The 15,071-nt window shown below is 68.7% G+C and carries 14 protein-coding genes; 11 read left to right on the top strand and 3 right to left on the bottom strand.

Translation table 11 applies throughout. The annotated features are described in order from the left end of the window. Positions 1–90 precede the first annotated feature (90 nt). The 6 genes from ACX80I_RS07100 (at position 91) to ACX80I_RS07075 (ending at position 8,162) form a co-directional block, all read left to right on the top strand. The gene (locus tag ACX80I_RS07100) at positions 91–2,211 is read left to right on the top strand and encodes a beta-galactosidase (protein WP_459344426.1); all 2,121 of its coding nucleotides are present in this window, start codon (positions 91–93) and stop codon (positions 2,209–2,211) included. Beyond that, a complete protein-coding gene (locus ACX80I_RS07095) occupies positions 2,198–3,127 on the top strand; it encodes a carbohydrate ABC transporter permease (RefSeq protein ID WP_459344425.1) in 930 nt (309 codons plus the stop codon). Before ACX80I_RS07100 ends, ACX80I_RS07095 begins: the two co-directional genes overlap by 14 nt. Positions 3,128–3,222: 95 nt before the next feature. Next, the gene (locus tag ACX80I_RS07090; RefSeq protein WP_459344740.1) at positions 3,223–4,056 is read left to right on the top strand and encodes a carbohydrate ABC transporter permease; all 834 of its coding nucleotides are present in this window, start codon (positions 3,223–3,225) and stop codon (positions 4,054–4,056) included. Positions 4,057–4,135: 79 nt separating this feature from the next. Then, entirely contained in the window at positions 4,136–5,476 is a 1,341-nt protein-coding gene (locus tag ACX80I_RS07085; protein ID WP_459344424.1) for an ABC transporter substrate-binding protein, read from the top strand. Positions 5,477–5,623: 147 nt separating this feature from the next. Next, positions 5,624–6,925: a M20/M25/M40 family metallo-hydrolase gene (locus tag ACX80I_RS07080; RefSeq protein ID WP_459344423.1), complete on the top strand. Its 1,302-nt coding sequence runs from the start codon at positions 5,624–5,626 to the stop codon at positions 6,923–6,925. A 73-nt stretch (positions 6,926–6,998) separates the two neighbouring features. Then, positions 6,999–8,162: an acyl-CoA dehydrogenase family protein gene (locus ACX80I_RS07075; protein WP_459344739.1), complete on the top strand. Its 1,164-nt coding sequence runs from the start codon at positions 6,999–7,001 to the stop codon at positions 8,160–8,162. A 70-nt stretch (positions 8,163–8,232) separates the two neighbouring features. On the opposite strand, the gene ACX80I_RS07070 is transcribed toward ACX80I_RS07075, so the two are convergent. Beyond that, complete coding sequence (locus tag ACX80I_RS07070; RefSeq protein WP_301227710.1) at positions 8,233–8,466, bottom strand: DUF5703 family protein; 234 nt, start codon at positions 8,464–8,466, stop codon at positions 8,233–8,235. Between the two features lie 41 nt (positions 8,467–8,507). On the opposite strand from ACX80I_RS07070, the gene ACX80I_RS07065 reads away from it, so the two are divergent. After that, entirely contained in the window at positions 8,508–8,789 is a 282-nt protein-coding gene (locus ACX80I_RS07065; protein WP_459344422.1) for a hypothetical protein, read from the top strand. 57 nt (positions 8,790–8,846) lie between these two features. On the opposite strand, the gene ACX80I_RS07060 is transcribed toward ACX80I_RS07065, so the two are convergent. Beyond that, a complete protein-coding gene (locus ACX80I_RS07060; RefSeq protein WP_459344421.1) occupies positions 8,847–9,782 on the bottom strand; it encodes an aldo/keto reductase in 936 nt (311 codons plus the stop codon). Between the two features lie 49 nt (positions 9,783–9,831). On the opposite strand from ACX80I_RS07060, the gene ACX80I_RS07055 reads away from it, so the two are divergent. Together ACX80I_RS07055 and mshC are read left to right on the top strand one after the other, a co-directional pair. Continuing rightward, positions 9,832–10,656, top strand: coding sequence for an undecaprenyl-diphosphate phosphatase (locus ACX80I_RS07055; RefSeq protein ID WP_459344420.1), 825 nt, complete (start codon positions 9,832–9,834; stop codon positions 10,654–10,656). Between the two features lie 23 nt (positions 10,657–10,679). Continuing rightward, positions 10,680–11,954 (top strand): cysteine--1-D-myo-inosityl 2-amino-2-deoxy-alpha-D-glucopyranoside ligase, encoded by a 1,275-nt coding sequence (gene mshC / locus ACX80I_RS07050; protein ID WP_459344419.1) that lies wholly within the window; start codon positions 10,680–10,682, stop codon positions 11,952–11,954. 125 nt (positions 11,955–12,079) lie between these two features. Here the strand turns inward: mshC and ACX80I_RS07045 are convergent, their stop codons facing one another. Further along, on the bottom strand, positions 12,080–12,970 hold the full coding sequence (locus ACX80I_RS07045; protein ID WP_459344418.1) for a PAC2 family protein: 891 nt from the start codon (positions 12,968–12,970) through the stop codon (positions 12,080–12,082). 106 nt (positions 12,971–13,076) lie between these two features. Here ACX80I_RS07045 and ACX80I_RS07040 point away from each other — a divergent pair, with 106 nt between their 5' ends. After that, positions 13,077–13,844 (top strand): HAD family hydrolase, encoded by a 768-nt coding sequence (locus tag ACX80I_RS07040; RefSeq protein WP_459344417.1) that lies wholly within the window; start codon positions 13,077–13,079, stop codon positions 13,842–13,844. Beyond that, positions 13,837–14,991, top strand: coding sequence for a site-2 protease family protein (locus tag ACX80I_RS07035; protein ID WP_459344416.1), 1,155 nt, complete (start codon positions 13,837–13,839; stop codon positions 14,989–14,991). The genes ACX80I_RS07040 and ACX80I_RS07035 overlap by 8 nt, the downstream gene beginning before the upstream one ends. The last annotated feature ends 80 nt before the right edge of the window (positions 14,992–15,071 follow it).

Raw genomic sequence — 15,071 nt, 5'->3', positions numbered from 1 at the left:
TCCATTGTGACCGTGGTTACTCTGGGAACGTTCACAGACCCTCGACGAAGAGCGCACCGGCCACCATCTGGGAACGTTCACAGAACGTTGATGGTCCTCTTCCTTCGACTCCCACGGGGGATCGGCACGCATCATGAAGGAGCAGGCTTGGCACGCACAAGAACCGTCGCAGGACTGTCCGACGGACAGCTCGTGTACGGGTGTGACTACAACCCGGAGCAGTGGGATCCGTCCGTGTGGCACGAGGACGTCCGGCTGATGAGGGAGGCAGGCGTCAACCTCGTCGCCGTGAACATTTTCGGCTGGGCGGAACTGGAGCCTGAAGAGGGGACCTTCCGCTTCGAGGACCTCGACGCCGTGATGGACCTCCTCGCCGACAACGGCATCGGGGTCAACCTCGGCACCGGGACGTCGTCGGCTCCCGCCTGGCTGACCACGGCGCATCCGGAGGTCCTTCCCCGCGCCGCCGACGGCACCCTCCGCTGGCCCGGTGGCCGCCAGGCATTCTGCCCCAGTTCTCCCATTTACCGGCAACGGGCCCTTGCCCTCGTGGAGCAGGTCGCGGCGCGTTACGGCAACCACCCCGCCCTCCGCCTGTGGCACGTCTCGAACGAGCTCGGGTGCCACAACTCGCTCTGCTACTGCGATGTCTCCGCCGAGTCCTTCCGGGGCTGGCTCCGCACCCGCTACGAAACCCTGGATGCGCTCAACACGGCCTGGGGCACGGCCTTCTGGAGCCAGCGCTACTCCGCCTGGGAGCAGGTGCTGCCACCGAGGCTCACCCTCTCGGCCACGAATCCGACACAGACGCTCGACTTCAACCGCTTCAGCTCAGACGAACTGCTGGCGCACTACAAGGCCGAGGCAGCGGTCCTCCGGCGCACCAGCGACGCCCCGGTGACCACCAACTTCATGGTCGCCGCGCACATCCGCGACCAGGACTACTGGTCCTGGGCACCGGAGATGGATGTCATTGCCAACGACCATTACCTCGACCACCGGCTGGACGCACCCCTCGCCGAGCTCGCCTTCGCCGCGGACACCACCCGCGGACTCGCCCAGGGCCGGCCCTGGCTGCTCATGGAGCACTCCACCGGCGCTGTGAACTGGCAGCCACGCAACATCGCCAAGGGCCCGGGCGAGATGCTGCGCAATTCGCTGACCCACCTGGCGCGCGGTGCGGACGGCCTCTGCTTCTTCCAATGGCGCGCCTCGCTCCAGGGCAGCGAGAAGTTCCACTCGGCGATGGTGCCCCACGCGGGCACCGATTCTCAGATCTGGCGTGACGTGGTGGGACTCGGCTCCGCCCTCGGAAAGCTACGCGAACTCGCGGGCACCACGGTGCATGCCGACGTCGCACTCGTCTTCAGCTGGGAGGTCTGGTGGGCGCATGACCAGGAGTCGCACCCATCCGGCGACGTCCGCTACATCGAGCAGGTCCATGCCGCCTACAAGGCGCTGTGGGATGCCGGCGTCACGGTCGACGTCGTGCCGCCGGGCGCGGATCTCTCCGCCTACAAGCTCGTGGTGGTCCCGAACCTCTACCTCGTCCGTGACGAGGACGCCGCCGGAATCAGCACTTTCGTCGACAACGGCGGATCCGCGTTCGTGACCTTCTTCAGCGGGATCGTCGACGAGAACGAGAGGGTACGGCCCGGCGGATACCCCGGAGCCTTCCGCGACGTCCTCGGCATCCGCTCCGAGGAGTTCTTCCCCCTCGACCCGGCGCACCCCCTCGTCCTCGACAACGGCTCACCCGCCTCGCTCTGGTCCGAAGCGCTGCGCCTCACCACGGCCGACGCCGTCCTCAGCTATGCGACAGGCCACCACGCCGGCGGGCCCGCCGTCACGCGCAACCGCTTCGGCGCAGGCGAGGCATGGTACGCCGGTACGGTGCTCGACGGCAGCGTCCTCAAGGACCTGCTGCTGCGTGCGGCCGCCACCGCCGGAGTGCAGCTGCCCGACGTGCAGCCCGGCCTGGAGTCCGTCACGCGGCGCGGCAGCTGCCACGACTACGTCTTCCTCATCAACCACTCCACCGAGGACCGCAAGCACCGGGTCCGCGGTCTGGAACTGCTGACCGCGGAGGCCGTGGCCGACGTCGTCGTGGTTCCCGCCGGCGCAGTCCGCGTCGTCCGTACCACCCCAGCACATCCCGACACCGACGGCTCATCGCAGAGCCGAAAGGACGCAGGCAATGACAGTCATTAGCACTCCGGCGGAGGCGCCGAAGGTTCCTGCGGCCACGAGGAAGAACCGATCCTCGGGAGCGCAGCGCCGGGCCGTGGCCCTGTTCATCGCCCCGTTCGGGCTCCTCTTCCTGGCCTTCTACGCCGTCCCGATCATCTACGCCATCGTGCAGTCGCTGCTCACCGTCGAACGTGAGGGAACCTTCGGCAAGCCCCGCCAGGTCTTCGGCGGCCTCGTCCAGTACGAGCAGGTCTTCCAGAACACCGCATTCTGGGAATCCGTGGGACGCGTCCTGCTGTTCGGCGTCGTGCAGGTGCCGATCATGCTCGGCCTCGCCCTGCTGTTCGCACTGCTCCTCGACTCCCCGCTGCTGAAGGGCAAGAAGTTCTTCCGGCTCGCCTTCTTCGCCCCCTACGCCGTTCCCGGCGTGATCGCCGCGATCATGTGGGGATTCCTGTACTCGCCGTCGCTGTCACCGTTCGGCGCGGTGACCTCGACCATCGACTTCCTGTCCGGCAACCTCGTGCTCTGGGCCATCGCGAACATCGTGACCTGGGTGTACGTCGGCTACAACATGCTGATCATCTACTCGTCCCTGCTCGCCATACCCACCGAGATCTACGAGGCGGCCCGGCTCGACGGCGCCAGCAACCTGCAGATCGCGTGGCGCATCAAGATTCCCCTGGTGATCCCCGCCATCATCCTCACCGCGGTCTTCTCGATCATCGGCACACTGCAGCTCCTGGCCGAGCCGCAGACGCTGAGGAGCTTCAGCTCGGCGATCAACAGCACGTTCACACCGAACCTCGCGGTCTACACCACCGCATCGGTCCCCAACTACAACCTCGCCGCGGCGTTCTCCGTGGTCCTCGCGCTCGCCACGTTCATCCTCTCCTTCATCTTCCTGAAGTCGACCCAGCGGAAGGTTTCCCAGTGACGGCAGCCCCAGCCACCGCCCCCAAGCGACAGCGCGGAGCGGGTTCGACGGCGAACAGCGCCGACGGCCGCGCCCGCGGACCCCGGCAGAGCATCATGTCCCGCAGCGCCGCGATGCTCATCATGGGCGTCTTCACCCTCTACTTCCTGACCCCCATCTGGTGGCTGCTCACCACGTCCACGAAGACGGGGGGCGAGATCACCTCGACGGCGCCCCTGTGGTTCACGGCGGACTCCCTCAGGACGTTCTTCGGCAACCTCGGGCGGCTCTTCACCTACGGTGACGGCCTCTTCGGCCGGTGGCTGCTGAACTCGGCCCTCTATGCCGGTGTGGGCGCCCTGATCGGCACGGTCATCGCCGCGATGTGCGGGTACGCGCTCGCCAAGTACGAGTTCCGGGGACGTGAGGCGATCTTCAACATCGTCCTCAGCGGCGTCCTCGTTCCCGCGACAGCCCTTGCCCTCCCGCTCTTCCTGATCTTCAGCCGGGTCGAGCTGACCAACACCATGTGGGCCGTGTTCCTGCCGAGCCTCGTGAGTCCCTTCGGCGTCTACCTGGCGCGCATCTACGCCGCGGCCAGCGTCCCCGGAGAGTTGCTGGAGGCAGCCCGCCTCGACGGGTCGGGCGAGATCCGGACCTTCTTCACCGTGTCCACGCGCCTCATGGCGCCGGCCCTCGTGACGATCTTCCTCTTCCAGTTCGTGGCGATCTGGAACAACTTCTTCCTGCCCCTGATCATGCTCCGCGACCAGGCACTCTTCCCCGTGACGCTGGGCCTCTACGCCTGGAACAGCCAGATCAGCCAGATCCCCGAACTGCGGTCCCTCGTGATCGTCGGAGCCCTCGTCTCGATCCTCCCGCTCATCATCGCCTTCCTCGCCCTCCAGCGCTTCTGGAGCAGCGGACTCGGCGCCGGCGGCGTCAAGTAGCAGCCCCGAACCTCCCGACCAGCACTCCAGGCGCAGGGGCGTCCGCCCCCGCACCGCACTACCACCGATAGGAAAGACAATGCGCGCGCATTACGGAAAAGTCACCGCGGCCTTTGCCATGATCTCTGCGCTGGCTCTCTCCGGCTGTTCAGCCGGCGGAGACAGCTCCGAAGCACAAGCAGGAGCCGAAGCAGCCCCCTGCGAAGCGTCCGACGGTCCCGTCGAGCTCAATTTCACGACGTGGGTCCCGGGGATGGACAAGGTCGTCGAGCTGTGGAACGCCGACAACCCGGATATCCAGGTGACGGTGCAGACCGGGCCGAACGGCAACTCCGGCACCTACCAGAACTTCTTCAACCAGATCCAGGCCGGCAATGCGCCTGACCTCGGCCAGATCGAGTACGACGCCCTGCCGAACTTCCGCGTCCAGGACGGCCTCGAGAACATCGCCGGCTGCGAAGGCGTCGCCGATGCGCAGGACCAGTTCGTCGACTGGACCTGGGGGCAGGTGACCTTCGGCGAGGAGGACTCCGTCTACGCCATTCCGCAGGACAGCGGGCCCATGGCGATGTACTACCGCGCCGACCTCTTCGAGCAGGCGGGAATCGAGGTGCCCACCACCTGGGAGGAATACGCCGCGGCCGCCGAGAAGATCAAGGCGCAGGGCTCGTACATCACCAACTTCCCCAAGTCGGACGTGAACTGGTTCGCCGGCATGGTCTGGCAGAACGGCGGCCAGTGGTTCGCCAACGACGGCGAGAGCTGGGACGTCGACCTCACGAGCCCCGAATCGGAGGAGGTCGCGGCCTACTGGCAGGACCTGCTGTCCAAGGACCTCGTCTCCACCCTGCCGTCCTTCTCGGACGAGTGGAACGCCTCCTTCAACGAGGGCCAGCAGTGGACCTGGGTCTCCGCGGTCTGGGGTGCCACGACGCTCTCGTCCGGCGCACCCGACACGGCGGGTAAGTGGGCTGTCGCCCCGATGCCGCAGTGGGAGGACGGCGAAGAGGCCGCAGGCAACTGGGGCGGTTCCTCCACCGCCGTGCTGAAGGGCTCCGAGCACCCGGCCGAGGCCGCGAAGTTCGCCCTGTGGCTCAACACCGACCCTGAAGCCCTCGCCCTGGCCAACGAACTCGGAGGCCTGTACCCGGCCGCGAAGTCCGCGACCGACCTGGAGGCCTTCGCGGGCGGCGTCGACTACTACGGCGGACAGAAGATCTATGACGTCTTCGCCGACGCTTCCGCAAACGTGAACCCCGACTTCACGTGGGGCCCCACGATGACGCAGACCTACACCGACGTCTCCGACGGATTCGGCGCAGCCATCGGCGGCAGCGGCACCCTGACGGACGCCCTCGAGAACGGCCAGCAGAAGACCATCGACTCGCTGAAGTCGCAGTCCATCCCCGTGTCCGAGTAACACCCCTCCTGCCCGGTCCGTCCGGGCGGCACACGACGGAGAGCCGCGCCCCTCGAGGGGCGCGGCTCTTCCCGTCCCTCGAGCCTGTCCCCGTTGGAACCGCGTCCTCGGTAGGCTGGATCCGCAACCGCTACCCAGGAGGACCATGTGGGCATTTCACCCGAAGATGAAGTCGTCAGGATCTGCCAGGACCTGATCCGCATCGATACCTCGAACTTCGGGGACAACGTGGGCCCGGGGGAGCGGAAGGCCGCCGAATACACTGCCGGACTGATCGAGGAGGTCGGACTGTCCACGCAGCTGTTCGAAGCCGCCCCCGGCCGCACCTCCGTCGTCGCCCGCATGGAGGGGTCGGATCCGTCCCTGCCCGCGCTCGTGGTCCACGGACACCTCGACGTCGTGCCCGCGCAGAAGGAGGACTGGACCGTCGATCCCTTCGGCGGTGAGGAGAAGGACGGCCTGATCTGGGGCCGCGGCGCCGTGGACATGAAGGACATGGACGCCATGATCCTGTCCGTCCTCCGCTCCCTGCAGCGCGACGGGGTCAAGCCCAAGCGGGACCTCATCTTCGGGTTCTTCGCGGACGAGGAAGCAGGAGGGGCCTACGGAGCCTCCTGGCTGGTCGACAACAAGCCGGAGATCTTCGAAGGTGCCACGGAGGCCATCTCCGAGGTGGGCGGCTTCTCCGCGACCATCGGGGGACAGCGCACCTACCTCCTGCAGACGGCAGAGAAGGGCATCTCCTGGCTGCGGCTCGTCGCGCACGGCCGCGCCGGCCACGGATCGCAGATCAATACCGACAACGCCGTGACAGCCCTGGCCCGTGCCGTCACACGCATCGGCGAGTACTCCTGGCCCATCGAGCTCACCCCGACCACGCGGCAGTTCCTCGACGGTGTCACCGAACTGACCGGCATCGAGTTCGACGCCGACAACCCCGACATCCTCCTGAAGGAACTCGGCACCGTGGCGCGCTTCGTCGGCGCGACACTGCAGAACACCGCCAATCCGACGGTCCTCAAGGGCGGCTACAAGCACAACGTCATCCCGGGCACCGCCGAGGCGCTGATCGATGTCCGGACACTGCCGGGCCAGCAGGACCAGGTCCTCGAGATCATCCGCGGGCTCGCCGGCGACGGCGTGGACGTGACCTACGAGCACAAGGACACCTCGCTCGAGGTGCCGTTCGCCGGGAACCTCGTCGACTCCATGATCGACGCCCTGCACTCCGAGGATCCGGGAGCCAGGGTCCTGCCGTACACGCTCTCGGGCGGCACCGACAACAAGTCGCTCAGCAGGCTCGGCATCACGGGCTACGGCTTCGCGCCCCTGCAGCTGCCCGACGAGCTCGACTTCACAGGCATGTTCCACGGCGTCGACGAGCGCGTCCCCACGGACTCGCTCCGCTTCGGCGCCCGGGTGCTCGCCCGCCTGCTCACCACCTACTGAGAAACCCCCTCCTGAGAATCCACCTCCTGCGCATCCACCTACCGAGCACCGAACGGGACGACACGTGGCGACGATGACGGAAAGTACTCCCGCGCAGCTCCTGCCCGCGGAGATGCTCGACCGCTTCCGGGAGAGGGCGGGACGCTACGACGCGGCCAATGCCTTCTTCACGGAGGATTTCGAGGAGCTCGCCGCGTCCGGCTATCTCCGGATCCTGGCGGAGGTACCCGCCGGCGACGGCGGGGGCATGGGCCGGGCCGCCGCTGCGCAGCGAGAACTCGCGGCCGCCGCACCCGCGACCGCCCTGGGCGTGAACATGCACCTGGTCTGGACAGCGGTGGCGGGCCTGCTGGCGGATCGCGGTGACGCGTCGCTGCAGTTCGTCCTCGATGAGGCCGCGCGGGGCGAGGTGTTCGCGTTCGGCGTCTCGGAACCGGGCAACGACGCCGTCCTGTTCGATTCGCTGACGCTTGTGGACCGTCTGCCGGACGGCGGCTTCAGCTACACCGGCACCAAGGTGTTCACGAGCCTGTCCCCGGTGTGGACCCGGCTCGGGATCTTCGGCAAGCTCGAGGGTCGGGACGGCGACGACGACGCCATCCTGCACGCGTTCGTCCCGCGTGGCACCCCTGGGGTGGAGACCGTGGAGGACTGGAACCCGCTGGGGATGCGCGCCACGCAGTCCAACACCACGCGCCTGTCCGACGTCCGTGTCCCGGCCGACGCGGTGTTCCGGCGTGTGCCGGTCGGACCGAATGCTGACCTCCTGGTCTTCGGGATCTTCGCGGCCTTCGAGACCCTCATCGCCTCGGTATACCTGGGTATCGCGGATCGGGCCCTCGACCTGGCCTCGCAGTCCCTGTCCCGGCGCCGCAGCCATGTCGCGGACCGCCCTCTGTCCGACGATCCCGTGCTCCGGAACCTCCTGGCCGGAGCTGCGATGCAGCGGACCGGAGCGGAAGCCGAACTGCGCAGTGTCACCCAGGACCTGGATGGGCAGGCAGAGGTCGGAGCCCTGTGGTTCGCACGCCTCGTGACGCTCAAGACCCATGCCGTCGAGGCGGCGGTTGCAGCGACCGCCACCGCGCTCCATGTCGGAGGGGGATCCGGATTCGCGGCGTCCTCGGAAGCGGTGCGGCTCCACCGCGACGCGCTGGCCGGACAGTTCCATCCGTCGACGGAGGAATCCGCGCGGGCGACGGTCGCAACGTCCCTGCTCGGCCCGCCGTCGGTCTAGCCTGTTCCTGGAGGACGAGGAACGGGCCGCCCTTGCAGGGCGGCCGCACCGGACCTGTACCCGCGGGAGCTTACGCCGTGCGCTCGACCCGCAGGACCTTCCGCCGCAACCAGTAGCGCCTGCTGCCCCCCAGATAGATGCAGCTGCGCTCGAGTTCCCACTTGCCGTACTCGGCGTGTTCCGTGAGGAGTTTTCGGGCCGCGGGCAAGGACTCGCCGGCATTCACGGTCAGGACCAGGTACTCGTACTGCCGCCCGTAGTCGCGCTTCCGGACGGCCGTTGCGTTCAGAAAATGTTCTCGCATATCCCTCCAATTTTGATCACTTTACCGATAACGTCTAGTGCATGAGCATAGATCCGCGTGTCGCGCTCCAGTCCCTCGTGACGGCCCTTGAAGAGCATCTTGCAGCCTCGGCGTCACGACGGCGGGAAGATGACCCGGCGGTGGAAGCGGCGTACCTCGGCATCGCCGATGCCTTCGAGGTCTACGAGGAAGCACTGTATGACGCCTTCGGTGAAGTGACCCCGCTCGAGATCTATGAGGAGCCGGACGACGACGACAGCGAGGACGAGGCCGACTACGCGCCGGACCTGATCGAGGCCGAGGCGGCACCCGACCGGAGCTGACGCAGGGCGCTGGGGAAGACCCGCAGGAGCCACTGCGCTGACACGACTGAAGCCTCGTCAGGTCGCGAGCGCGGAAACCTCGTCGAGGACCTCGGCGATGGGCGCTGCGACGGGCGCATCGCCGGTCTGGAGAATCTCCTTGAGCTGCTGGGCCGTCCGCGCACCCACGATCGCCGAGGCCACCCCGGGCCGGTGCAGGAGCCAGCGCAGCGCGAGTTCGTGGGGCTGGAGATCGAGCCCGCGTGAGGCCGTGCACAGTGCCTCGGTGATCCGCTGCGGCTTCCCCGAGAGGTAGGGCTCCACGTAAGGGGACCACAGGTCGGACGCCCCGCGTGATTCGGAGGGAATCCTGCCCCGGTACTTCCCGGTCAGTACGCCCCGGCCCAGCGAACCCCACGCGAGGATCGCCGCACCGAAGGCTTCGGCCGCTGGAAGGACCTCCCGCTCGGCGCCGCGGCTCACCAGCGAGTACTCGACGTCGTTGACGAGGAGCGGGAACGACGCCGTCGCCGCCGCGCGCGCGAATTCCCACCCCGAGTAGTTGGACACGCCGACGTAGCGCGCGCGTCCCGTCCCATACGCGACCTCGAGCGCGCTCAGGGTCTCCTGCAGGGGGACGGACGGATCGGGGGAGGGGGCGAGCCACACGTCCACGTGATCGGTCCCGAGCAGCGACAGCGAGGCATCGAGGGAATCGAGCAGGCCCCGGCGTGAGCCGTCCAGCCTCCTGCTCCCGGAGCGGGTCGTGCCGCCCTGCACCACCAGCACCAGCTCGGAGCGCGCCACGGTGTCACCCATGAAGCCGCCCAGCATCGCTTCCGCCTGGCCTTCCCCGTAGCGTGCCGCGGTCTCGACCAGCGTGCCGCCGGCCTCGGCGAAGATACGGAGCTGCTCGCGGGCGGCTTCCTCGTTGACCTCCCGGCCCCAGTTCATGGTGCCGAGTCCCAGCGCCGAGACGGCCAGGCCGCTCGCTCCCACGTTTCGCCGTTGCATGGAGCAAGCCTAAAGCCTGTCGCCGGCCGCATGGCTTAGGGTCGTAAGAGTGAATTGGATAGAAGCAGTCATCCTGGGGTTCGTCCAGGGCCTTACCGAGTTCCTACCCATTTCATCGAGCGCACACCTGCGCATCGTGGGAGAACTCCTGCCGAACGCGCAGGATCCGGGAGCGGCCTTCACCGCCATCACGCAGCTCGGCACGGAGACCGCCGTCGTCGTGTTCTTCTGGCGGGACATCGTGCGGATCGTCAGGGCCTGGTTCGGCGCCCTGCGCGGCACGGTGCCGCGGAACGACCCGGATGCCCGGATGGGCTGGCTGGTCATTCTCGGCAGCGTGCCGATCGTCCTGCTCGGGCTGCTGTTCCAGGACCAGATCGAGAGCACGTTCCGGAGTCTGTGGATCGTGGCCACCATGCTGATCGTCTTCGGCCTCGTCCTCGCCGTCGCCGATCACGTGGGCCGGCAGGAACGCGAGCTCTCGAGCCTGACCTACCCGCACGGCATCCTGTACGGACTCGCCCAGGCACTGGCACTGATCCCGGGCGTGTCGCGGTCCGGCGGCACCATCACCGCGGGCCTGCTCATGGGATACACCCGCGAGGCGGCGGCGCGCTATTCGTTCCTGCTCGCCATTCCCGCGGTCTTCGGCAGCGGCGTGTTCCAGCTCGCCAAGAGCTACGACGAGACCGGCCCCTACGCCCTGCCCGAGACGGCACTGGCCACGCTGGTCGCCTTCGTGGTCGGGTTCGCGATCATCGGGTGGTTCCTCAAGTACGTCACCACCCGCGGGTACGGCCTCTTCGTCTGGTACCGCATCCTGCTCGGTCTGGCCCTCTACCTCCTGCTCGGCTTCGGCGTCATCAGCGCCTGACGCCGGGCCGTAAGGTAGAACGTGTGATTGCGTGGAATTCGACTCCTGTCCCAGAACTCGACGGCACCCAGTCGGGTATCAGCCTGTTCGACACCGCCCTCCAGCAGCTGGCGCCACTCGGGCAGCACCCTGAGCACAGCCTCTATGTCTGCGGCATCACCCCCTACGACGCGACCCACCTTGGTCACGCGGCCACCTACGTCGCCTTCGACCTCCTCAACCGCACCTGGCGTGACGCCGGAGCAGTGGTGTCGTACGTCCAGAACGTGACGGACGTCGACGATCCCCTGCTCGAGCGCGCCACGGCCACCGGCGTCGACTGGCAGGATCTCGCCGCCGGCCAGATCGCCCTGTTCCGTGAGGACATGGAGGCGCTGAACGTCCTGCCCCCGGACCACTACGTCGGCGCCGTCGAGGCGATCGATTGGATCGTCCCGGCGGTCGAGGAGCTGGTGGGCCGCGGGCTCGCCTACGCCGTGCCGGGGGAGGACGGCGAGCCCGACGGCGACGTCTACTTCTCCCTCGATTCCGCAGCCTCGCTCGATGAGCACGACCCTGCCCGCTGGTTCCTCGGCCAGGTCTCGCACCTCGACGCCGGGACGATGCTCGAGCTGTCGGCGGAACGCGGCGGGGACCCGCAGCGCCCGCACAAGCGCAACGCGCTCGATCCGCTCCTCTGGCGCACGGCACGCGCGGGGGAGCCGAGCTGGCCCGGAGGCGCTTTGGGCGACGGACGACCCGGCTGGCACATCGAATGCGCGATCATCGCCCAGCGGTTCCTGCCGGCCCCCTTCACCGTGCAGGGCGGCGGCTCGGACCTCGTGTTCCCCCACCACGAGATGAGCGCGTCCCACGCCTGGGCGGCCAGCGGCACCCCGCTGGCCCGGCACTACGCGCACGCCGGGATGGTCGGGTACGACGGCGGGAAGATGAGCAAGTCCCGGGGAAACCTGGTCCTCGTGTCGAAGCTGCGCCAGGCCGGCGTGGATCCCGCAGCCATCCGCCTGGCCATCCTCGCGCACCACTATCGCTCGGACTGGTCCTGGACGGACTCCGTGCTGGACGAGGGCGTCGCCCGCCTCGCCGCCTGGCGTGCAGCCGCGGACGGCGCGGGGGAGGCCGACGTCGCCGCAGTACGCGAGGCCGTCCGCGGGCACCTGGCGAACGACCTCGACGCGCCGTCCGCCCTTGCCGCGGTGGACGCATGGGCAACGGGATCACCCGCACGAGCGGGGGACGGAACGCACCGGCAGGACCTTGCCGACGTCCTCGACGCCCTGCTCGGCGTCCGCCTCTAGCGACGGGGCGGCATAGCCCTCCGCCGCCGCCGGCCCCGTGGATGCACCCGTCACGGCCACGGCCGGCCCCGTGGATGCACCCGTCACGGCCACGGCCGGGTCAGACGTCCCGCACCCCGTCCGGCCTACTGTTCGCGGCGGCGCTTCTTCAGGTAGCGCTCGAACTCACGGGCGATCGATTCGCCGCTCGCCTCCGGGAGGTCCACGGTGTCCTTGGCCTCCTCGAGCTGGCGCACGTAGGCCGCGACCTCGGGGTCCTCGGTGGCGAGCTCGTCCACTCCCCGTTCCCAGGCCTCCGATTCCTCCGTCAGCACGTGGGTGTCCACCGTGATCTGCAGGATCTCCTCGAGCTTGTTCAGGAGGGCCAGCTGGGCCTTCGGCGACGGCGACTGGCCCACGTAGTGGGGGACGGCAGCCCAGAGGGACATGGTGGGGATATCGGCGAGCAGGCCCATCTCGGCCAGCACGCCGACGATGCCGATCGGGCCCTCGTACGTCGACGGCTCGACGTCCAGGCTCTCCCGGACGAGGTCGTCGTCGGAGGTGACCGTGACGGGGATGGGGCGCGAATGCGGGACGTCGGCCAGCAGTGCTCCGACCAGGACGATGCAGTCGACGCTGAGCTCCTTCGCCAGGGCGACGAGCTCGGCGGTGTAAGCGCGCCACTTGTAGGAGGGCTCCACCCCGTTGACGAGGATCAGGTCGACGTTGGACTTCGAGACGACCGCCTTGCTGATGCGCGTGTTGGGCCACTTGATGCGCCGCTGGCCCGAGGAGTTCCGCTTGATCATGGGGCGGGTGAACTGGAAGTCGTAGAACTCGTCGGCGTCGATTGTCGAGATGCGCTCACTGCCGAAGTACCGGCCCATGTACTTCAGGGCGTCGCTGGCCGCTTCCCCGGCGTCGTTCCAGCCCTCGAAGGCCGCGAGCATGACGGTGATCCGGCGCTCTGGCTCGCCGGCATCCTGGAAAAGGTCCTGTACGCCGGTCGGCTGGTTCTCTTCGAAGCTGTCCACCGTCTCACCCTAAACCCCTGCGCGCGGCCATGTCAGGCGGGGGTTCCGCGGCTACGCGGAGAGCTGACGCACGGGTCCGTCAAGGGGCCACCGTAGACTTGAAGGCATGGCCAACCACCTCACCGGCAGTGTCCGAACCCGTCCGACCGAGATCCACCGGACCGTCTCCGGACGGTCGGGAAACGATCGGGGACTGCAGGGCGTGCTGTGGGACATGGACGGGACGATCGTCGACACGGAGCCGTACTGGATCCGGGCGGAGAAGGAACTGGTCGAGTCCCACGGCGGAACCTGGACCACCGAGCAGGCGACCGCCCTCGTGGGCCAGGCCCTCGAGTACTCCGCCGGCGTGCTCCAGCAGGCCGGCGTCGCTCTGGACGTCCGCAGCATCATCGAGCATCTGACGGACCGCGTGGCCGCGGACGTGCGGGCCGCCGTGCCCTGGCGTCCCGGAGCGCGAGAGCTGCTCTCGGCCCTGCGTGCGGAAGGCGTCCCGTGCGCCATGGTCACGATGTCCGAGAGCCTCCTCGCCGGCGAGATCGCCGCGCAGCTGCCGGAAGGCACCTTCTCCCACCTCGTCACCGGTGACCGTGTGACCGCAGGAAAGCCGGATCCGGAGGCCTACCAGCTGGGCTTCGACCTGCTGGCAGCGGATCACCCGGGGCTCCGCAAGGACCGGGTCGTCGCGATCGAGGACTCCCTGCCGGGTGTCACCTCGGCGCTCGCCGCCGGACTCGTGACGCTCGCCGTTCCCCACTTCGTCCCCCTGCCGCCCGACGGGCGCCGCACCGACTGGGACACCCTGGCGGGCCGGACGCCCGCCGATCTCGCCGCGCTCCTGCCGGAGGAGACGGGCAAGGACCGGCATGAGTAGCGGGCGGCAACCGGTCCGGACGCAGGGGAGCCCCGGGCTGTCGCTCGGCCGCCTCGCCGGCATCCCCGTCGTCCTCGCCTGGTCATGGTTCGTCATCACGGCCTTCATCGTGCTCGTCTTCGGGCCGCGCGTCTCGGCGGCGTTCCCGGGCATCGGTGCCGGCGCCTACGCCGTCGCTCTCGGTTACGCCCTGCTCCTCGCCGCGTCCGTCCTCATCCATGAACTGGCCCATGCCCTCACCGCGCGTGCCTTCGGCTGGCCGACCACCCGAATCGTCCTGAACCTGTGGGGCGGCCACACGCAGTTCGCAAGCTTCAATGCCTCGCCGGGCAGATCACTCGCCGTCGCCCTCGCCGGGCCCGCGGCGAACTTCGTGCTCGCGGGCCTCGGGTGGGTGATCCTGCAGGTCCTCGTGCCCGGGTCGGTGTCCTATCTGCTCGCCACGATCCTGGTCTGGGCCAACCTCCTCGTCGCCCTGTTCAACGTGCTGCCGGGCCTGCCGCTGGACGGCGGGCGCCTCGTCGAGAGCGTGGTCTGGAAGGCGACCGGCAGCCAGGAGAAGGGCACGGTGGCGGCCGGCTGGGCCGGACGCATCATCGTCCTCCTCCTGTTCGCTTCGGTGGTGGGCGTCCAGCTGGTGCAGGGGCGCGGCCCTGACCTGCTGGTCATCGTTCTCACCGTCGTCATGGGCGCATCCCTGTGGATGGGCGCCACGGCCGCCATCGAGAACGCGCGCATGCGCCTGCGCCTTCCCGCCATCAGCGCCGGCCGGCTGCAGCAGCGCGCCGTCGGGGTCCCCGCGGGCACAACGGTCCTCGCTGCGCACCGGCTCCTGCGGGACAACCCCGGAGCGGCGGTCGTCCTGACCGGCCCCTCGGGCGAGCCCGAGGCCGTCGTCGACGAGGCCGCGCTCCTCGCCGTCCCCGACGACGTGGCCGCGACGACGGCCGTCAACGCCGCCGCACGCCGGCTGGCGGCCGGCGCGTACGTGCCGGAGTCGGCCGAGGGCCAGGAGCTCCTGCAGTTCCTCGCCCGGCTCGAGGGGAACGAGTACGCCGTCATCAACCGCCTCGGTGCCGTGACGGGCGTGCTGCACCAGCGGACGGTCGTCCAGGCCATCACCGGCAAGGCCACGCCCGGTCCCTAGTGCCCCCCCTGCCGGTGGTGTGACGTCCGCCTGCCCTCATGCCCCGTTCCCTGACAGTTCCCCCCGAAGATCCAACTTCC

Source organism: Arthrobacter rhamnosi (assembly GCF_054510855.1).
This window is presented reverse-complemented; position numbering and strand designations above follow the sequence as displayed.

Coding starts and splice junctions, on each gene's coding strand:
- ACX80I_RS07040 (WP_459344417.1), top strand. CDS start 13,077: ATGGCCAACCACCTCACCGGCAGTGTCCGAACCCGTCCGACCGAGATC.
- ACX80I_RS07070 (WP_301227710.1), bottom strand. CDS start 8,466: ATGCGAGAACATTTTCTGAACGCAACGGCCGTCCGGAAGCGCGACTAC.
- ACX80I_RS07075 (WP_459344739.1), top strand. CDS start 6,999: ATGACGGAAAGTACTCCCGCGCAGCTCCTGCCCGCGGAGATGCTCGAC.
- ACX80I_RS07085 (WP_459344424.1), top strand. CDS start 4,136: ATGCGCGCGCATTACGGAAAAGTCACCGCGGCCTTTGCCATGATCTCT.
- ACX80I_RS07060 (WP_459344421.1), bottom strand. CDS start 9,782: ATGCAACGGCGAAACGTGGGAGCGAGCGGCCTGGCCGTCTCGGCGCTG.
- ACX80I_RS07090 (WP_459344740.1), top strand. CDS start 3,223: ATGTCCCGCAGCGCCGCGATGCTCATCATGGGCGTCTTCACCCTCTAC.
- ACX80I_RS07100 (WP_459344426.1), top strand. CDS start 91: ATGGTCCTCTTCCTTCGACTCCCACGGGGGATCGGCACGCATCATGAA.
- ACX80I_RS07035 (WP_459344416.1), top strand. CDS start 13,837: ATGAGTAGCGGGCGGCAACCGGTCCGGACGCAGGGGAGCCCCGGGCTG.
- ACX80I_RS07095 (WP_459344425.1), top strand. CDS start 2,198: ATGACAGTCATTAGCACTCCGGCGGAGGCGCCGAAGGTTCCTGCGGCC.
- ACX80I_RS07065 (WP_459344422.1), top strand. CDS start 8,508: ATGAGCATAGATCCGCGTGTCGCGCTCCAGTCCCTCGTGACGGCCCTT.